Source organism: Cupriavidus mimosae (genome assembly GCF_023952485.1).
GTDB classification, from domain to species: Bacteria; Pseudomonadota; Gammaproteobacteria; order Burkholderiales; family Burkholderiaceae; genus Cupriavidus; species Cupriavidus taiwanensis_C.
Genome location: NZ_JALHRY010000008.1, coordinates 16,599 through 32,350 on the forward strand (window position 1 = coordinate 16,599; position 15,752 = coordinate 32,350).

Here is a 15,752-nt window from a genome sequence, read left to right on the forward strand (position 1 = left end):
GGCCGTCAATGCCCACCGCCCCGGCTTCAGGTCGGCCGGCAGCTTGCCGCAGGGCGCCGCTTCGCGCCAGCAGTCTTATTTGCCAGCGCTTGCCAGTGTCACCCAGCGTGTCAGCCCATGCCTTCCCCAAAGCCGCGAGGCTTACAAAGACGGATGAGTTTTCATCCGTTTTTGCTTTGCGGCCCCGGCGGCGCAGCACCCACTTCGTGCTCTACGTACGCCCCAATGACCGGCCGGAAGGCCGCCTGGGCGTGGTGGTGGGCAAGAAGTTCGCGCCGCGCGCCGCCGAGCGCAACCTGGTGAAGCGCATGGCGCGCGAGCTGTTCCGCCAGCGCCGTGAACAACTGGCGGGCCGCGACGTGCTGCTGCGCCTGCAAGCGAAGTTCCCGCGCGTGGAATTTGCCACGCGCGCGGCGGTCCGAAGGGCATGCGCGGCGGAAATCGCCAGCCTGCTCGACGTAGCGGCAAAGCCACTGCCGCCGCCCGCGCCGCCTGCCTCGCCCCCGGCACCGCCCACCGCGGCGCCGCCGGCGAGCCCCTCGCCAAGCCAGCCACCAGGCCAGCCAGCCTGACCACCCCGCCATGAAGCGAATCCTGCTAGCCCTGCTGCGCGTCTACAAGATCGCCCTCAGCCCTTACCTGGGCTCGCAGTGCCGCTTCCTGCCGACCTGTTCCGACTACGCCCGCGACGCCATCGTCCATCATGGCGCCGCGCGCGGCAGCTGGATGGCCGCCTGCCGGCTGTGCCGCTGCCATCCTTTCGCCCAAGGCGGGTATGATCCCGTGCCGGGCACGGAAGCAGACCCGCCAGTCCATGCCGCCACAGGCCGTGCGCCCGTGGCAATCCGTCTGCCCAGACCCTGATTTTTCCGACCACAGCCAGACATGGATATCAAACGCACCATCCTCTGGGTCATCTTCTCGATGTCCCTCGTGCTGCTCTACGACAACTGGCAGCGCGCCAACGGCCATGCGTCGATGTTCTTCCCGAGCACGACGCAGCAGCAGGCCGCTTCGGCGCCGGCCGCCAGCGGCGCGGCCGCGCAGGGCGACGTGCCCAAGGCCAACGTCCAGCCGGGCGCAGCCGCCCCGGCCGCGGGCGCCGCGCCGCAGGCCGCGGCCCAGCCCACCGGCGAGAAGATCGTGGTGACCACCGACACGGTGCGCGCCGAGATCGACACCGCCGGCGGCATCGTGTCGCGCCTGGAGCTGCTCAAGGAGCATGAGAAGGACGGCAAGCCGGTGGTGCTGTTCGAGCGCGACAACGTGCGCACCTACATGGCCCGCTCGGGCCTGATCGGCGGCGACCTGCCCAACCACACCACGCTGTTCACCGCGGCCCCGGGCCCGCGCACGCTGGACGGCGCCGAGCAACTGCAGGTGGTGCTGAGCGCCGAGAAGAACGGCGTGAAGCTGGTCAAGACCTACACCTTCCGCAAGGGCAGCTACGTGGTCGACAGCAAGTTCGACGTGACCAACGCGGGCACCGCGCCGGTCTCGCCGACGCTGTACCTGGAACTGGCGCGCGACGGCAGCAAGGTCGAGCAGTCGCAGTTCTACAGCACCTTCACCGGTCCGGCGGTCTACACCGACGCCGACAAGTACCACAAGATCGACTTCGAAGACATCGCCAAGGGCAAGGCCACCGTGCCGGCCGCCGCCAATAACGGCTGGGTGGCGATGGTGCAGCACTACTTTGCCTCGGCGTGGATTCCGCAGACCGGCAAGGAGCGCACCTTCTACGTGCAGCAGATCGATCCGCACCTGTACCGCGTGGGCGTGCAGCAGCCGCTGGGCCAACTGGCCCCGGGCGCGAGCGTGAGCACCGATGCGCGCCTGTTCGCCGGCCCGCAGGAAGAGCACATGCTCGAGAAGATCGCCCCGGGCCTGGAGCTGGTGAAGGACTATGGCTGGCTGACCATCCTGGCCAAGCCGCTGTTCTGGCTGCTGGAAAAGCTGCATGGCTTCCTGGGCAACTGGGGCTGGTCGATCATCGCGCTGACGGTGCTGATCAAGCTGGTGTTCTTCCCGCTGTCGGCGGCAAGCTACAAGTCCATGGGCAAGATGAAGGACCTGCAGCCGCGCATGACCGCGATCCGCGAGCGTTACAAGAACGACCCGCAGAAGATGAACCAGGAGATGATGGGCCTGTACCGTACCGAGAAGGTCAACCCGCTCGGCGGCTGCCTGCCGATCGTGATCCAGATCCCGGTGTTCATCGCGCTGTACTGGGTGCTGCTGTCGTCGGTCGAAATGCGCGGCGCGCCGTGGCTGGGCTGGATCAAGGACCTGTCGGTGCCGGATCCGTTCTACATCCTGCCGATCGTCATGGCCGTGTCGATGTTCGTGCAGACCAAGCTGAACCCGACCCCGCCGGATCCGGTGCAGGCCAAGGTGATGACGATCATGCCGCTGGTGTTCTCGGTGATGTTCTTCTTCTTCCCGGCCGGCCTGGTGCTGTACTGGGTGGTGAACAACATCCTGTCGATCGCGCAGCAGTGGCAGATCAACCGGATGCTGGGCAAGGGCAAGACGGCCGTAGTGGCCAAGAGCTGAGCCTGTTGCAAGATGCGGTGATGGAAAGCCCGGCAGAGATGTCGGGCTTTTTGTTTTTTGCTCAGGGCTGAGGGCTTTCGCGATCCCGACGGTTTGCTCCCCTCTCACGCGCGCGGGAGAGGGGAGCCTGGCTCAAGCGGTGTTGGCTACGGCTGGTCTGCGTTGGCTACTGCAGGCGTATCCTACTGACCTGCGCCCGATATCAGGAGATCCCCATGAGCTGGTCCGCCCACCAATACGTCGCCTTCGAAGACGAACGCACCCGCCCGGTCCGTGACCTGGTGGCAGCCATTCCCAACGAGATCGCGCGCAGCGCGGTGGATATCGGCTGCGGTCCCGGCAATTCCACCGAGGTGCTGCTGGCGCGCTATGCCGGCGCCTCGGTGACCGGGCTGGACAGCTCGCAGGACATGATCGACGCCGCGCGCAAGCGCCTGCCCGACGTGCAGTTCCGCGTGGCCGATATCGGCGCTTGGGACGAGGCCGGCCCGTACGACGTGATCCTCGCCAACGCGGTGCTGCAATGGCTGCCCGACCACGCCCGCTTGTTTCCCGAACTGGTGTCGAAGCTTTCCCCGGGCGGCACGCTTGCCGTGCAGATGCCGGACAACCTGGAAGAACCCGCGCACCAGCTGATGCGCCGGGTGGCGGCGGAAGGCCCGTGGGCCGACAAGCTTGCCGGCGCCAGCAAGGCCCGCGCCGAACGCGCGCCGGCGCGCTGGTACTACGAGCTGCTGCGCCCGCTGTGCCAGCGCGTGGACGTGTGGCTGACCACCTATCACCATCCGCTCGCCGGTGGCCCGGCCGCGGTGGTGGAGTGGTTCAAGGGCAGCGGCCTGCGCCCCTTCCTGCAGCCGCTGGACGAGGCCGAGCGTGCCGCCTACCTGGCCCGCTACCAGACCGAGATCGCCAACGCGTACCCGGCGCTGCCGGACGGCTCGGTGCTGCTGCCGTTCCCGCGCCTGTTTATCGTCGCGACGCGCTGAACATTGCGTTACGCGGGCTTGTGGCAGACCGCCTCGATGTTGTGGCCGTCCGGGTCGAGCACGAAGGCGCCGTAGTAGTCGGGGTGGTAGTGCGCGCGGATGCCGGGTGCGCCGTTGTCGCGCCCGCCCGCGGCCAGTGCCGCGCGATGGAACGCATCGACGGTCGCGCGGCTGTCGACGCGGAATGCCACGTGCACCGGCGGCTGGTTGGGCACGCCGCGGTGGATCCAGAAATCGGGATGGCCGGGCGTGCCGAAGCCGGCGACGTCGGTGCTGCCGGTGACGCTGGCCGGGAACTCCTTGTCCAGCACGTAGCCGATGGCGCCCAGCGCGGCCTGGTAGAAGGCGCGGCTTTTCTCGTAATCGCTGACGCTGACGCCGGTGTGGTCGATCATGGGTGGCTTCCTTTGTCGAGATGGGAGAGAGAGGATCTCAGGCCAGGTCCAGCACGCTCATGGTGGCGTTGAGCCGGCTGACCAGCACGGATTCGCCGTGGACGTCGGCAAACACGTCGGCCTCGACCACGATGATGGAGCGGCCGGACTTGAGCACGTCGGCCCGGCAGCGCAGCCGTTCGCTGCGCACGGCCCGCAGAAGGTTGATCTTGAATTCCGCGGTGACCACGTGCTGGCCCGCCTCCAGGATGGTGGATGCGGCCGCGCCGGCGGTGTGGTCGGCCATGGTGGCCTGCACGCCCGCGTGGACGATGCCGCCGTGCTGCAGGTGGCGCGCCGTGATGGCCAGGGTGGACTCGCACCAGCCGGGCCCGCAGTCGGCCAGCGCGATGCCGACGTCGCTGACGAAGGCGGACTGGCGAAAGCCGGCCTCGATGGTGTCGCGCAGCAGTAGCCGTTCCTGTTCGGTGGTCATGGCGGTTTCCTCGTGGGTCAGGGCGCTGGTCCTGGCGAATCTGCGCATTCCAGCCTGAAGGACGGGGCGTGTCAACCGCCAAAGCGGCGCTGGCGCCGCATGCCGCCCAAGCGCGTGCTGTCGCCTACACTGAAGGCATCTGCGTCCCGCGTGCGCGCCTGACCGCATGCAGTCCGCCATGAACGCCGACGCCCAGTCTCCCAAGCTGCGCCGCAAGGCGCGGCCCGCCGCAGCCTTTGCCGCGCTGGCGCAAGCCAGCCTGGCGCGCATCGACGCGTGCCTGGACCCGCTGCAGCGCCGCGACGACCCGGAAGACCTGCACCAGTTGCGCATCGCCCTGCGCCAGGCGCGCGCGGTCGTGTGGGCCATGGGCCCGGCCTTGCCGCGACAGGAGCGCGACCGCTGGAAGCGCGACCTGCGCGCGCTGGCGCGCGCCACCACCACGGTGCGCGACTGGGATGTGTTCCTGGCCGAGACCATCGGCCCGGCCCGCGAACTGGAGCCGCAAGACACGATACTGACCGCCATCGCCGACACCGCCCGACAGCGCCGCGATGCCGCGCGCGCGGCGATGCTGGCGACACTGGCCACTTACCGCGACTGGCCACTGCCCGCGCTACATCGCGACCTTGCGCACCTGGCGCAACTCGCCGCCCGCGCCCGCGGCGACGGCGCTCGCCTGGCGACCTTTGCGCGCCGGCGCGTGCGGCGCGGCCGCAAGCAGCTGCGGGCACTGGCCCGGCATGCCCGCAAGGGCGATCCCGCCGCGGTGCACGCGCAGCGCATCGCCGGCAAGCGTCTGCGCTACGTGATCGAAGCGCTGGCGCCGGTGCTGCCGGCGCGCTATACCAGGCGCCTGCACGGCAAGCTGGTCAAGCGGCAGGCCCGGCTGGGCCGGCAGGTCGACGGCATCGTCGCGCGCCGCCTGATGGCCGAGTGCCTGGACCTGCAGGCGATGCCGGACGATGCGCCGCCGTTGCCCGGCGCCAGCTGACCGGCCCGCCAGCCATGGCGGCCTGCCATAGCGTTCCAGCGCGTTCCCGCGCGTGCCAGGCCAACCGCACCCGATCTGCGACAATACCGCCATGACTGCTCCCCAGCTTCCCATTGCCGCCATCGCCACCGCGCCCGGCCGCGGCGGCATCGGCGTAGTGCGCGTGTCCGGCCCCGATGTCGGCCCCGTGATGCGCGCCGTCTGCGGCCAGGCACTGAAGCCGCGCCACGCCACCTACCTGCCGTTTCTCGATGCCAACGGCAAGGTCATCGACCACGGCCTGGCGCTGTATTTCCCGGCGCCCAACTCCTATACCGGCGAGGAAGTGCTGGAGCTGCAGGGCCACGGCGGCCCGGTGGTGATGCAGATGCTGCTGACGCGCTGCCTGCAGGCCGGCGACGGCATCGGCCTGCGCCTGGCCGAGCCCGGCGAGTTCACGCGCCGCGCCTTCCTCAACGACAAGCTCGACCTGGCCCAGGCCGAGGCCGTGGCCGACCTGATCGAAGCCAGCACCGAGGCCGCGGCGCGCTCGGCCGCGCGCTCGATGGAGGGCGAGTTCTCCAACGCCATCCGCCAGCTGGTGGACAAGGTCATCCACCTGCGCATGCTGGTCGAGGCCACGCTGGACTTCCCCGAGGAAGAGATCGATTTCCTGGAGCAGTCCGACGCGCGCGGCCAGCTTGCCACCATCCGCGATGAACTGGGCGCGGTGCTGGCGCAGGCGCGCCAGGGCGCGCTGCTGCGCGAGGGGCTGTCGGTGGTGCTGGCGGGCCAGCCCAACGTGGGCAAGTCGTCGCTGCTGAACGCGCTGGCCGGCGCGGAACTGGCCATCGTCACGCCGATCGCCGGCACCACGCGCGACCGCGTGCGCGAGACCATCCAGATCGACGGCATCCCGCTGCATATCATCGACACCGCCGGCCTGCGCGAGGAAGCCACCGACGAAGTCGAGCGCATCGGCATCGAGCGCACCTGGGACGCCATCCGCCGCGCCGACATCGTGCTGCACCTGGTCGACGCCACCGACTACCTGCGCCACGGCCTGTCCGAGATCGACGACGCCATCGACGACAAGCTCAGCGGCCAGCTGCCGCCGGGTGCGCCGATCGTGCGCGTGGTCAACAAGATCGACAAGGCCCCCGCGGTGGGCGAGATGATGTTCGGTGGCAACCGCCCGCACGTGGTCGCCGCCAACGGCCCCAATCCGACCGAGATCTGGATTTCGGCGCGCACCGGCGCCGGCATCGAACTGCTGCGCCGCGAACTGCTGCGGCTGGTGGGCTGGCAGTCCGGCAACGAAGGCACCTTCCTCGCGCGCGAGCGGCACCTGACCGCGCTGCGGCAGGCGCAATCGCACCTGGACGTGGCCGCCGAACAAAGCCAGCGCCAGGCCCAGGCGCTGGACCTGTTCGCGGAAGAACTGCGGCTGGCCCAGGAACACCTGAACAGCATTACCGGCGAGTTCACCAGCGATGATCTGCTGGGGACGATTTTTACGCGGTTTTGTATTGGGAAGTAGGGTGAGGCAAGCCGGCGTGTCCCAACGGCTCCGCCCACGCGGCAAGGCGATGTGGCCGGCGTTGCCCGACGCCGTATGCGCGCTTTTGCGGCAGGCAGGGCGCATAATTCGCCCTCCGCCTTCCGCTTTCACTGACGCAGGACCTTCCCGATGTTGAACCGCACCCAGCAGATCCTCATTGCCATCGTCGCCGTGGCCGTCCTTGGCATGTTGTGGCTTGCCGGCAATGACCGCCGCGACGATGTCGGCGGTGCCGTGCCCGACACGCCGGCCGATGCGCAGGCCGAGGCCAGCGCGGTGCCGGCGAGCGAGGTGCGCGGCGTGCCGCGCAACGGCACGCTGGACCCGGTCAGCATCGACCCGCAACGCCCCGCCGACCGCCTGCCGCAACTGCAGGCCGATGCGCTGCTGAAGGCGTACCGCGACAATGCCGCGCAAGCGGATCGCAATTACCTGGACCAGTACCTGATCGTCGAAGGCGTGGCCAGCGGCATCCGCCGCGAGGGCGAGCAGGTCTTTGTCGACATCCGCACCAACGACCCGGGCGCCAATGTGCGCGCGCTGCTGCTGCCGCGCCAGATCTGCGGCCCGGCCGGGCGCGAGTGCGAAGTGGAAGCGCGCGCCACCATGGTGCGGCGCGGCCAGAAGGTGGCGGTGGAGTGCAACGGCGCCGGCCTGGCCGACGGCATGCCGCTGCTGCGCGACTGCCTGCTGCGCGGCGGCGCCAACTGATCTGTCGATTCCGGAGTTACCCCCCATGCAATCCGTGCTGTCCGTCCTTGCCATCCTGATCATGGTGGCGACCGTCGTCGGCGTGATCTCGCCCGCCTGGCTCAGCCAGACGCTGTTTGGCGGCAAACCCGTGACGCGCGTGCAGGTGGCGGTGGTGGGTGTGTGCCTGGCCGCGCTCTGCCTGGTGCTGGTGGGCCGGCTGGCGCAGGGCGGCGCGGGCGGCTGAGGCGCCATCCGCCACGCCAGAAGCGGCCGGTTTGCGCTTCTGTTCGGCCGATTGGATTGGCCTGCCGGCGCCTACAGTGTGAAGGTATGCGGTGGCCATTGCGCCTTGTCGTGGCGCGCCGCCCTCCAGGACATTCCATGAACCATGCACTGCTGGCGGCCTGCGTGGGCCTGCTGCTCACCGGCTGCTCGACCTACCAGGCCGTGACGCCGGTCGACCGCCTTGACCCCACCGATCCCGTTGTCGCGTTCCAGCTGCCGGCCGGCGGCGGCCCGCTGGGCAACTACGGCGCCCACGGCACGCTGCTGTGCGTGGTGGTGAACCCGGTCAGCGGCAATGACTTTGTCGAGAACTTCCTGTCGTCGCTGCGCCGGCGCAATTTCGAGGTGAAGGTGCTGCAGGCGCAGACCTCGATCGCATCGTGCCCGATGGTGGCGCTGTACACCGCGCGCGGCGCCTGGTTCTGGAACACCTACCTGAACAACGCCGACATCACCGTGTTTCTCAATGGCGACCGGGTCGGCAAGGCCATCTACAACGCCAACCGCAGCGCCGGCGGGCTGAACCTGAGCAACTTCGTGCAGCCGTCGTCCAAGCTCGATGAGCTGGTCGAGCAGCTGTTCCCCGGCATGCTGCCGCCTCCGCCGCCGGAGGACACGGCGCCCGCGCCGGCCGCCTAGCCCTTCCGCTTACCCCACCTACAGTCAACCGGAGGGCCGCGCCATGAGCCTGTGCACCGCATCCTGCCGGGCGCAGCCGCGCCCGGCCCAGCGTACCCGCGTCAGCGCTCCAGCCGGCCCAAGCGCACCACGGTCACGCCCGGGCGCAACTGGCGCAGCGACGGCATCACCAGCACGCAATCCGGATACGGCGTCACCACCGGCTCGCCGTCGCGCCAGCCGATTACGGTCCCGGCCTCGGTAAAGGTCTCCAGCCCGGTGTAGGGGCCGGCGAAGCGGAAGTCCATGCTGGTGGCCACCACCGGCTCGGTCACGCGCACCACGCGCTGCGCGGCGGGCAGCGGCTGCAGCCAGCCCGCGGGCAGGTCGCTTGCGTCGACGGTGCCGGCATGCAGCAGGAAGCGCGCGGTGCTGTCCCGCGCCACCGTCACGGCGGCCGGTTCCCAGTGCTGGCCGCATTCGATCAGCAGCGCGTTGCGCGGACTGGCGGCATCGCCGAAGCCATCGTAGTCGCGCATGCGGCGGCCTTCCGGGTGGCCTTCGTCGACGATCACATCGGCCGGCGCACCCAGCGCGCGCGACAGGGCGATGCCCTTGTCCAGCGGCCCGGAGACGATCAGCGGCCGGCTTTTCTCGTGCATGGAATGCAGGTCCAGCAGCAGGTCGACGGTATCGATCACCGGGCGCATGGCGCGTGCGCGGCGCAGTTCCGATGAATCCAGGCTGGCGTCATCGAGCACCTTGGCGGTCCAGACCCGGTTGAAGTCCTGGTCGACGAAGCGCGAGGCATCCGGGCTGGCGGGATCGAAGCGGTGGTACGCATCGACGTTGGCAAAGGCCAGCGTCAGGCGGCCGCGGCGCGGGCGCAGGCCGTGGTCCAGCAGCGCCTTGACGGCGATGGCGCCGCAGACCTCGTTGCCGTGGGTCAGCGCGTTGACCATCACGTGCGGGCCGGGCTGGCCGCTGTCGAAGGTGTAGAGGTAGGGGATGCCGGTGTTGCCGGCGGCGTAGGGGCGGATGTCGGGGAAGGCGACGTCGACGGGGTAGGCTTCGAAGGGTGCGGTGGGCTGGCGGGTCATGGAGTCGGTGCGTTCAGGGTGCCTGGCAGGTCGGTGCCTGCCGGGTCATGTGATAGGGACAGGGAGTGTGCAGGCGTCGGCAAGGAGCGGTGCCGCCTCGCCATCCCCCTTACTGCTGGATCCCCGCCGTCTGCACGATGGTGCGATAGCGCCCGGTCTCGCGCTTGATAAAGCTGCCGAACTGCGCCGGATTGGCGGGCGCCACTTCCACGCCGGCCTCGGCCAGCTTCTTCTTCACGTCCGGCATCGCCAGCACGGCCTGCATCTCGGTGTTCAGGCGCGCCACCACCGGCTGCGGCAGCTTGGCCGGGCCCATCAGGCCGAACCACACACCCATGTCCACGCCCTTGAGCGCCGGCGTCTCGGCCAGCGCCGGCACGTTCGGCGCCACCGGCGAGCGTTTGGCGCCGGTCACGCCGTAGGCCTGCACGCGGTTGGCCTGGATATGCGGCAGCGCCGACGACAGCACCATCACCGCCAGGTCGATCTGGCCGCCGAGCAGGTCGGTCGCCATGGCTGAAGCGCCCTTGTAGGGCACATGGGTGATATTGACCTGGCCCTGCTGCTTGATAAGCTCGCCCGCCAGGTTCAGCGGGGTGCCGACGCCGGACGAGGCGTAGGCCAGCTTGCCCGGCTGGGCCTTGGCCAGCGCGATCAGCTCGGCGGCGTTCTTGGCCGGCAGGCCGGGCTTGCCGACCAGCACCATCGGCTGGGTGCCGACAAAGGTCACCGGCGCCAGGTCCTTCTCGCCGTCATAGCGCACCGCCGGGTTGGTCAAGCGCGCGATCGACACTTCACTGCCCGAGCCCATCAGCAGCGTGTAGCCATCGGCCTCGGCCTTGACCACCTTAGACGCGCCGATAGTGCCGCCGGCGCCGCCCAGGTTTTCGATCACCACGCTCTGGCCCAGGCGCTTGCCCAGTTCCGGGGCGATGGTGCGGGCCACCAGGTCGACGCTGCCGCCGGCGGTGTAGCCCACCACCAGCGTGATCGGCTTGCTTGGCCAGGCATCGGTCGCAGCGGTGGCGGTGGAAACGGCGCCGGCGCAAGCGGCAAGGCAGAGTGCGGCAGCGGCCGCGCGCAGGGTGGTCTTCATGGTATTGGCTCGGGGTCCCGGAATCGTGGTTGTGGACCGATGTTAGAAGCGCGGGACCGGCGCGGCGTGCGGCTTTGGCAACCCCGGTTGCCGATTTGGCAATGGCCGCAATATCGGCGCAGGGAACGGTTCAGCGGGGCGCCTGCACCGCCGCCTGCCAGAAGGCCTCGGCCAGCGGCCGCATGGGCGCGCGCGGGCGGTACAGGCGGATGTCGAGCGCCAGGTCGCCGCCGTCAGCACCGTCGTGCCCGCGCGCGGCGGCGATGGCGCGCACCAGCCGGCCGTCGCGCAGGTCGTCGGCAATCAGCCGCGCGGGCAGCCAGGCCAGGCCCATGCGCTGGCGCACCATCTCGTGCACCGACTCGGCAAAGTCGCTGACCGCGATCACGTCCAGGCGCGGCGCCAGCTTGCGGCGCGCGATCTCCTGGTTGACCATGCGGCCCAGCGTCAGGGTCTCGGCGTAGGCGATCATCGGCACCGGCGCGGGCGCGGTCTTGCCGGCGACCTTGCCCGTGCCCAGCCGGTGCAGCGGCGCGCCGCGCGCGTCGGCCGCGCTGACGCACACCAGCCGCTCCACGCCGGCCAGGTGGAACTGGTAGCGCGCGTCGTCCAGCATCACCGGCAGGTCGGGCGGGCTGTAGCACAGCAGGAAGTCGGCATCGCCCTCGGCGAACATCGCCAGCGCGTCGTGCATCGGGAAGGTCGACAGGCGCGTGCGGAAGCCCGCCGCGGCGGGATCCTGGCGCAGCGCCTCGCGCAGGCCCGCGAGCCAGGCCGGCACCATCGAGCGCGCCAGCGTCTTGCCGGTGGCAATGGTCACGGTGCTGGCGTCGGCGCGGTGGGCGGCGCGCAGCGCCAGGCGGGTGTCATCGAGGGTGCGCAGCGCGCTCTGCGCCGCTTCCAGGAACTGGCGCCCTTCGGCGGTCAGCCGCACCGGGAAGGCGCTGCGGTCGATCAGCGGGGCGCCGGCCCAGACCTCCAGCGCCTGCATGCGCCGGCCAAAGGCGGGCGGGGTCACGTTGCGCAGCTCGGCGGCGCGCGCGAGGCTGCCAGCCTGGGCCAGGCAGACGAAGTCTTCGAGCCAGCGGATATGCATGGAAACGGCGGTCAGGTGGGGGCAATGCCTTCATTATCGGCAAAACCCAGCCGGCACTTTGGCGGCCGCGTTCCTCGGTTAGAATTTTTGGCATGACACTGACCCGGCGCCGCCAACCCTTGCCTCCGTCCCGCCCGGGGTCCGCCCCAGCCGGACCGCCGCCCGCCCCGGAATACACCATCGACGAACTGGCGCGCGTGGCCGGCACCACGGTGCGCAACGTGCGCTCGTACCAGGACCGCGGCCTGATCGACCCGCCGCAGCGGCGCGGGCGCGTGGGCATCTACACGCAAGCGCACCTGGGACGGCTCAAGCTGATCCACCACCTGCTGGCGCGCGGCTACACGCTGGCCAATATCACCGAACTGCTCAAGGCCATCGTCGAAGGGCACGACCTGCGCTCCATCCTTGGGCTGGAAACCGCGATCAGCAGCCCGTGGACCAACGAGACCCCGCGCCACTATTCCTACCTGGCGCTGGCGCGGCTGTTCGGCCGCGCGATCTCGCGCCCGGCGCTGGCCAAGGCGATCTCGCTGGGGCTGCTGGAACCGGACGGCCTGGGCTACCTGGCACGCAGCCCGCGCGCGCTGGCCGCCGGGGCCGAGATTGCCCACGCGGGCTTTGCGCTGGAAGACGTGCTGGAAATCATCGCGCAGTCACGCGGGCATTTCCAGGCGGTCTCGGACCAGATCGTCGCCACCGTAGTGCGCGAGCTGGACCGCTTTGGCGTTGGCAAGCTGCCGCCGCCGCAGGACGTGCCGCGACTGGTGGACATCCTGTGGCGCATCCGCCCGCTGGCGCTGGTGATGGCCGAGACCGAGATGATGCGGGCGCTGGAGATCTCGGCCAACAAGTACCTGGGGGACCGGGTGGCGGCGATCATCGAGCATCTGCACGATGAAGAGGGCGGGGGCGCCAAGCCTTAGCCCTCATCCACCCATTGCCGCCTATACCGCAACCATGTCGAAATCCGCTTTCGCCATGCCGCAGTCCGGGCAGTTCCATTCCGGCGGGACCGCGCCCCACGGTGTGCCGGGCGCGATGCCGTGCTCAGGCATGCCAAGCGCTTCTTCATAGATGAATCCACAGATGCGGCACTGCCAGATCGTCATGCCGCCCCCCGCAGCGAAGGTGCCCGGGTGGAGACGCCGGCGGCGCGCGCGGTGTCTTCGATCTCCTGGACCAGCGGATCGATGCGGGCCAGCTCGGCGCGATTGTCGTCGTCCCAGGGATGGAAGCCGGGGCGGAAATAGCTGAGCCACTCCGGGATCATGCGCGGCAGCGCGCCGGGCGAGGCCCACAAAAAACGCAGCGCGGTGCCAAACCCGCTCAGCTTGTTGCGGCAGCCCTTGTCGCCCATCACCAGCGCGATATGGAACACGAACACCATGGCCCAGAACGTCACCGTGGTGGTCAGCATGGTGAAGGTGCGCACGAAATAGCGGTACGGGCCAGGCTTCATCACCGTGTTCCAGACGTCGTAGGCCACCGCCTTGTGCTCGGTTTCTTCCAGCGCGTGCCAGGTCCACACCTGCCGGTACCCGGCCTGCGAGTTCGCGCCCAGGTGGCGCACGTCCTTCAGCACGCCGCCGGCCAGCATCGCGGTGTAGTGTTCCAGCGCGATGGTATGGGCCAGCTGCCATGACCTGGGCAGGATCTTGCGCAGCAGGTCCAGCAGCCACCACACCGCGCGGTCCAGCGCCGCGGCGGGCAGCCCGGCATCTTCCATCAGCCGGTTGTAGAGGATGTGCTCGCGCGTGTGCATCGCCTCCTGGCCGATAAAGCCGGCGATGGCGCGGCTCAGCTCGGGGTCCTTCACCTGGTCGCGGTAGTTGCGCACGCTGTCCATGAAGAAGCGCTCGCCGGCGGGGAAGAAGATCGACAGCGTGTTGAGGAAATGGGTGACGTGGCGGCCCCGCTCGTGCCAGTCGCTGATGCGCTCCGGCGGCAGGTGGGGATGCACGTCGCGGCGGACTGGCATCATGGCGGTCTCCTTGGGTGACAGCCGGCGCGCGCGGCGCCGGCGCGATTCATTGGCGGTCCAGGAATGGCAGCAGGTCTGCGGCCACGCGTTGCGGGTCTTCTTCCATCGGCACGTGGCCCAGCCCCGCGTAGCGGCGCAGCTGCGCGCCGGGGATGCGCTCGGCGAAGGCCTGTGCGTGCGCCGGCGGGATCCAGCGGTCGCGCTCGCCCCACAGCACCAGCGTGGGCGCCCGCACGCTGCCGAGCAGGTGGGTGTCGAGCTGGGCGAAGTCCAGCTTCGGCACCATCTTGCCGACCGCCTCGCGGCTGCCTTCGGCATAGAAGAAGTCCACGTAGCGTCGGAAGGTGGCTTCGGGCACGCGCGCGGCGTCGCCGTAGACGTCGCGCGTGGCGGCGCGGATGATGCACTCGGGCAGCAGCCACGGCGCCGACCACCGCACCGGTGCATGGCGGAACAGGTCGATATAGACCGGCAGCTTCATCGGAAAGCCGGCGGCATCGATCAGCACCAGCTTGTCGACTGCACCGGGCCGGCGCACCGCGAGGTCCCACGCGATCAGCCCGCCCAGCGAGTTGCCGACGACGCTGGCGCGGCGCACCTGAAGCGCCGCGAGGAAGGCATCGATGAAGTCGCGGTAGCGCTGCACGTCCATGGTCTCGATGCGCCCGCGCCCGTCGCGCAGCGGCCCGGTCAGCCCGAACGGGGCCAGGTCCAGCCGCAGCACGCGATAGCGTTGCGCCAGCGCCGGCACGATGCCCTGCCACGTATGCAGCGACGCGCCGAAGCCGTGGATCAGCACCACGGTCTCGCCGTCGGCGGGGCCTTCGTCGGTGTAGTGCACCATCGCATCGAGCACGCGCACCCAGCGCGAGGCCGGCAGCGCATGGCGCTGCGCCAGCGTCGCGCGCGACAGGCTGACCAGGCCCACGCGGCCCTGCCCGAACCAGCGCGTCAGCGCGCCCGGCGGCGCCAGCAGTGCGGCGTCCGCGTCCATCGCCAGGCGGCTCACGGGCGCTCTCCCTGGCCCACCGGTGCGGGCGCCACCACGTTGCCCAGATCGCGCTTGCGGCGCGTCTCGCGCACCACCAGCGACTGGTAGGCGGCGGGCAGCAGCCGCGCCATGGCGTCGGCGGCGTAGGCGTCCGGCCCGATCAGCACGCGCCGGCGGTTGCGCCGCACGCCCTCCAGGATCACGCGCGCGGCCTTGTCGGGCGAGGTGATGAAGAATTTCTCGAACTCGTCCTTGCCGTGCTGCGCGTCGCGCACCAGGAAACCGTTGACGCTGGCCGAGACCCGGCTGGCCTGCGCGATATTGGTCTTGATCCCGCCGGGGTGCACGGTGGTGGCCGACACGCCGCAGTCCATCAGGTCCAGCTCCTGCCGCAGCGATTCGGTGAAGCCGCGCACCGCGTACTTGCTGGCGTTGTAGGCGCCCATGCCAGGCTGGGCGAAGATGCCGAAGATGCTCGAGGTATTGACCACGTGGCCGTCGCCGCTGGCCTTCAGGTAGGGCAGGAAGGCCTTGGTGCCGTACACCACGCCCCAGAAGTTGATGCCGATGATCCATTCCAGGTCGTCGTAGCTCATGCCCTCGACCGTGCTGGACAGCGCCACGCCGGCGTTGTTGAAGATCAGGTTGATGCGGCCGTGCGCATCGGCGGCGGCCGCGGCCCACGCATAGACCGCGGCGCGGTCGCCCACGTCGACGGTGTGCTGGCTGATGCGGGCGTGCGGTGCCGCGGCCATGGCCTGCGCCACGGTCTGCGCCAGCCCGGCCTCGTTGCGGTCCGACAGCGCCAGCTGGCAGCCTTCGCGCGCCAGCGCCAATGCCAGTGCGCGGCCGATGCCCGAGCCGGCGCCGGTGATCGCGGCAACCTTGTTGCGGAAGTCCTTCATGTCCGGTCTCCTTCCGGTGTGTGTCGTTGTTCTGGGTG

Annotated in this window: 19 protein-coding genes; 10 read left to right on the forward strand and 9 right to left on the reverse strand. The window is 69.8% G+C overall.

Annotated features, from left to right (window positions below; translation table 11 throughout):
• The first annotated feature begins 107 nt into the window (after positions 1-107).
• The 4 genes from rnpA to tam all read left to right on the forward strand — a co-directional run bounded on the left by rnpA (position 108) and on the right by tam (position 3,542).
• Positions 108-572: a ribonuclease P protein component gene (gene rnpA / locus MKD50_RS16130; RefSeq protein WP_115679023.1), complete on the forward strand. Its 465-nt coding sequence runs from the start codon at positions 108-110 to the stop codon at positions 570-572.
• Between the two features lie 10 nt (positions 573-582).
• Positions 583-864 carry a membrane protein insertion efficiency factor YidD gene (gene yidD, locus MKD50_RS16135; RefSeq protein ID WP_252667708.1) on the forward strand — a complete coding sequence of 94 codons (282 nt, stop codon included), beginning with the start codon at positions 583-585 and terminating at the stop codon, positions 862-864.
• Positions 865-885: 21 nt separating this feature from the next.
• Entirely contained in the window at positions 886-2,556 is a 1,671-nt protein-coding gene (gene yidC, locus MKD50_RS16140; RefSeq protein ID WP_115702828.1) for a membrane protein insertase YidC, read from the forward strand.
• 215 nt (positions 2,557-2,771) lie between these two features.
• A complete protein-coding gene (gene tam / locus MKD50_RS16145) occupies positions 2,772-3,542 on the forward strand; it encodes a trans-aconitate 2-methyltransferase (protein WP_116377931.1) in 771 nt (256 codons plus the stop codon).
• An 8-nt stretch (positions 3,543-3,550) separates the two neighbouring features.
• On the opposite strand, the gene MKD50_RS16150 is transcribed toward tam, so the two are convergent.
• Complete coding sequence (locus MKD50_RS16150) at positions 3,551-3,937, reverse strand: VOC family protein (RefSeq protein WP_252667709.1); 387 nt, start codon at positions 3,935-3,937, stop codon at positions 3,551-3,553.
• A gap of 37 nt (positions 3,938-3,974) precedes the next feature.
• Positions 3,975-4,412, reverse strand: a complete 438-nt coding sequence (locus tag MKD50_RS16155; protein WP_252667711.1) for a PaaI family thioesterase — start codon at positions 4,410-4,412, stop codon at positions 3,975-3,977.
• A 178-nt stretch (positions 4,413-4,590) separates the two neighbouring features.
• On the opposite strand from MKD50_RS16155, the gene MKD50_RS16160 reads away from it, so the two are divergent.
• From MKD50_RS16160 to MKD50_RS16180, 5 genes are all read left to right on the forward strand, one after another.
• Positions 4,591-5,406, forward strand: coding sequence for a CHAD domain-containing protein (locus MKD50_RS16160; RefSeq protein ID WP_252667713.1), 816 nt, complete (start codon positions 4,591-4,593; stop codon positions 5,404-5,406).
• A gap of 91 nt (positions 5,407-5,497) precedes the next feature.
• A complete protein-coding gene (gene mnmE, locus MKD50_RS16165; protein ID WP_252667715.1) occupies positions 5,498-6,925 on the forward strand; it encodes a tRNA uridine-5-carboxymethylaminomethyl(34) synthesis GTPase MnmE in 1,428 nt (475 codons plus the stop codon).
• Between the two features lie 150 nt (positions 6,926-7,075).
• On the forward strand, positions 7,076-7,657 hold the full coding sequence (locus tag MKD50_RS16170) for an OB-fold putative lipoprotein (RefSeq protein WP_240073240.1): 582 nt from the start codon (positions 7,076-7,078) through the stop codon (positions 7,655-7,657).
• A gap of 25 nt (positions 7,658-7,682) precedes the next feature.
• Positions 7,683-7,883, forward strand: coding sequence for a hypothetical protein (locus MKD50_RS16175; RefSeq protein WP_116377928.1), 201 nt, complete (start codon positions 7,683-7,685; stop codon positions 7,881-7,883).
• Positions 7,884-8,020: 137 nt separating this feature from the next.
• The gene (locus MKD50_RS16180; RefSeq protein WP_115711478.1) at positions 8,021-8,563 is read left to right on the forward strand and encodes an Sbal_3080 family lipoprotein; all 543 of its coding nucleotides are present in this window, start codon (positions 8,021-8,023) and stop codon (positions 8,561-8,563) included.
• Between the two features lie 101 nt (positions 8,564-8,664).
• On the opposite strand, the gene MKD50_RS16185 is transcribed toward MKD50_RS16180, so the two are convergent.
• The 3 genes from MKD50_RS16185 to MKD50_RS16195 form a co-directional block, all read right to left on the reverse strand.
• A complete protein-coding gene (locus MKD50_RS16185; RefSeq protein ID WP_252667717.1) occupies positions 8,665-9,642 on the reverse strand; it encodes a M14 family metallopeptidase in 978 nt (325 codons plus the stop codon).
• Between the two features lie 109 nt (positions 9,643-9,751).
• Positions 9,752-10,738: a Bug family tripartite tricarboxylate transporter substrate binding protein gene (locus MKD50_RS16190; protein WP_115702811.1), complete on the reverse strand. Its 987-nt coding sequence runs from the start codon at positions 10,736-10,738 to the stop codon at positions 9,752-9,754.
• Positions 10,739-10,868: 130 nt separating this feature from the next.
• On the reverse strand, positions 10,869-11,834 hold the full coding sequence (locus MKD50_RS16195; protein WP_115679014.1) for a LysR family transcriptional regulator: 966 nt from the start codon (positions 11,832-11,834) through the stop codon (positions 10,869-10,871).
• Between the two features lie 92 nt (positions 11,835-11,926).
• On the opposite strand from MKD50_RS16195, the gene MKD50_RS16200 reads away from it, so the two are divergent.
• Positions 11,927-12,760, forward strand: coding sequence for a MerR family transcriptional regulator (locus MKD50_RS16200; protein ID WP_252667718.1), 834 nt, complete (start codon positions 11,927-11,929; stop codon positions 12,758-12,760).
• A gap of 21 nt (positions 12,761-12,781) precedes the next feature.
• On the opposite strand, the gene MKD50_RS16205 is transcribed toward MKD50_RS16200, so the two are convergent.
• The 4 genes from MKD50_RS16205 to MKD50_RS16220 are packed head-to-tail and all read right to left on the reverse strand — an operon-like array spanning position 12,782 to position 15,714.
• Positions 12,782-12,946, reverse strand: coding sequence for a rubredoxin (locus MKD50_RS16205; RefSeq protein WP_174079067.1), 165 nt, complete (start codon positions 12,944-12,946; stop codon positions 12,782-12,784).
• Positions 12,943-13,818, reverse strand: coding sequence for a metal-dependent hydrolase (locus MKD50_RS16210; protein ID WP_252667719.1), 876 nt, complete (start codon positions 13,816-13,818; stop codon positions 12,943-12,945). Before MKD50_RS16210 ends, MKD50_RS16205 begins: the two co-directional genes overlap by 4 nt.
• Before the next feature lie 46 nt (positions 13,819-13,864).
• A complete protein-coding gene (locus MKD50_RS16215) occupies positions 13,865-14,827 on the reverse strand; it encodes an alpha/beta fold hydrolase (protein WP_252667720.1) in 963 nt (320 codons plus the stop codon).
• A complete protein-coding gene (locus MKD50_RS16220) occupies positions 14,824-15,714 on the reverse strand; it encodes an SDR family NAD(P)-dependent oxidoreductase (protein ID WP_252667721.1) in 891 nt (296 codons plus the stop codon). Before MKD50_RS16220 ends, MKD50_RS16215 begins: the two co-directional genes overlap by 4 nt.
• Positions 15,715-15,752 lie beyond the last annotated feature (38 nt).

Excerpts from the sequence above, each read along its gene's own strand:
- MKD50_RS16180 (WP_115711478.1), top strand. The coding sequence starts at position 8,021 with ATGAACCATGCACTGCTGGCGGCCTGCGTGGGCCTGCTGCTCACCGGC.
- MKD50_RS16150 (WP_252667709.1), bottom strand. The coding sequence starts at position 3,937 with ATGATCGACCACACCGGCGTCAGCGTCAGCGATTACGAGAAAAGCCGC.
- tam (WP_116377931.1), top strand. The coding sequence starts at position 2,772 with ATGAGCTGGTCCGCCCACCAATACGTCGCCTTCGAAGACGAACGCACC.
- yidC (WP_115702828.1), top strand. The coding sequence starts at position 886 with ATGGATATCAAACGCACCATCCTCTGGGTCATCTTCTCGATGTCCCTC.
- yidD (WP_252667708.1), top strand. The coding sequence starts at position 583 with ATGAAGCGAATCCTGCTAGCCCTGCTGCGCGTCTACAAGATCGCCCTC.
- MKD50_RS16155 (WP_252667711.1), bottom strand. The coding sequence starts at position 4,412 with ATGACCACCGAACAGGAACGGCTACTGCTGCGCGACACCATCGAGGCC.
- MKD50_RS16220 (WP_252667721.1), bottom strand. The coding sequence starts at position 15,714 with ATGAAGGACTTCCGCAACAAGGTTGCCGCGATCACCGGCGCCGGCTCG.
- MKD50_RS16160 (WP_252667713.1), top strand. The coding sequence starts at position 4,591 with ATGAACGCCGACGCCCAGTCTCCCAAGCTGCGCCGCAAGGCGCGGCCC.
- mnmE (WP_252667715.1), top strand. The coding sequence starts at position 5,498 with ATGACTGCTCCCCAGCTTCCCATTGCCGCCATCGCCACCGCGCCCGGC.
- MKD50_RS16195 (WP_115679014.1), bottom strand. The coding sequence starts at position 11,834 with ATGCATATCCGCTGGCTCGAAGACTTCGTCTGCCTGGCCCAGGCTGGC.
- MKD50_RS16210 (WP_252667719.1), bottom strand. The coding sequence starts at position 13,818 with ATGATGCCAGTCCGCCGCGACGTGCATCCCCACCTGCCGCCGGAGCGC.
- MKD50_RS16190 (WP_115702811.1), bottom strand. The coding sequence starts at position 10,738 with ATGAAGACCACCCTGCGCGCGGCCGCTGCCGCACTCTGCCTTGCCGCT.
- MKD50_RS16205 (WP_174079067.1), bottom strand. The coding sequence starts at position 12,946 with ATGACGATCTGGCAGTGCCGCATCTGTGGATTCATCTATGAAGAAGCG.
- MKD50_RS16200 (WP_252667718.1), top strand. The coding sequence starts at position 11,927 with ATGACACTGACCCGGCGCCGCCAACCCTTGCCTCCGTCCCGCCCGGGG.
- MKD50_RS16185 (WP_252667717.1), bottom strand. The coding sequence starts at position 9,642 with ATGACCCGCCAGCCCACCGCACCCTTCGAAGCCTACCCCGTCGACGTC.
- MKD50_RS16175 (WP_116377928.1), top strand. The coding sequence starts at position 7,683 with ATGCAATCCGTGCTGTCCGTCCTTGCCATCCTGATCATGGTGGCGACC.
- MKD50_RS16170 (WP_240073240.1), top strand. The coding sequence starts at position 7,076 with ATGTTGAACCGCACCCAGCAGATCCTCATTGCCATCGTCGCCGTGGCC.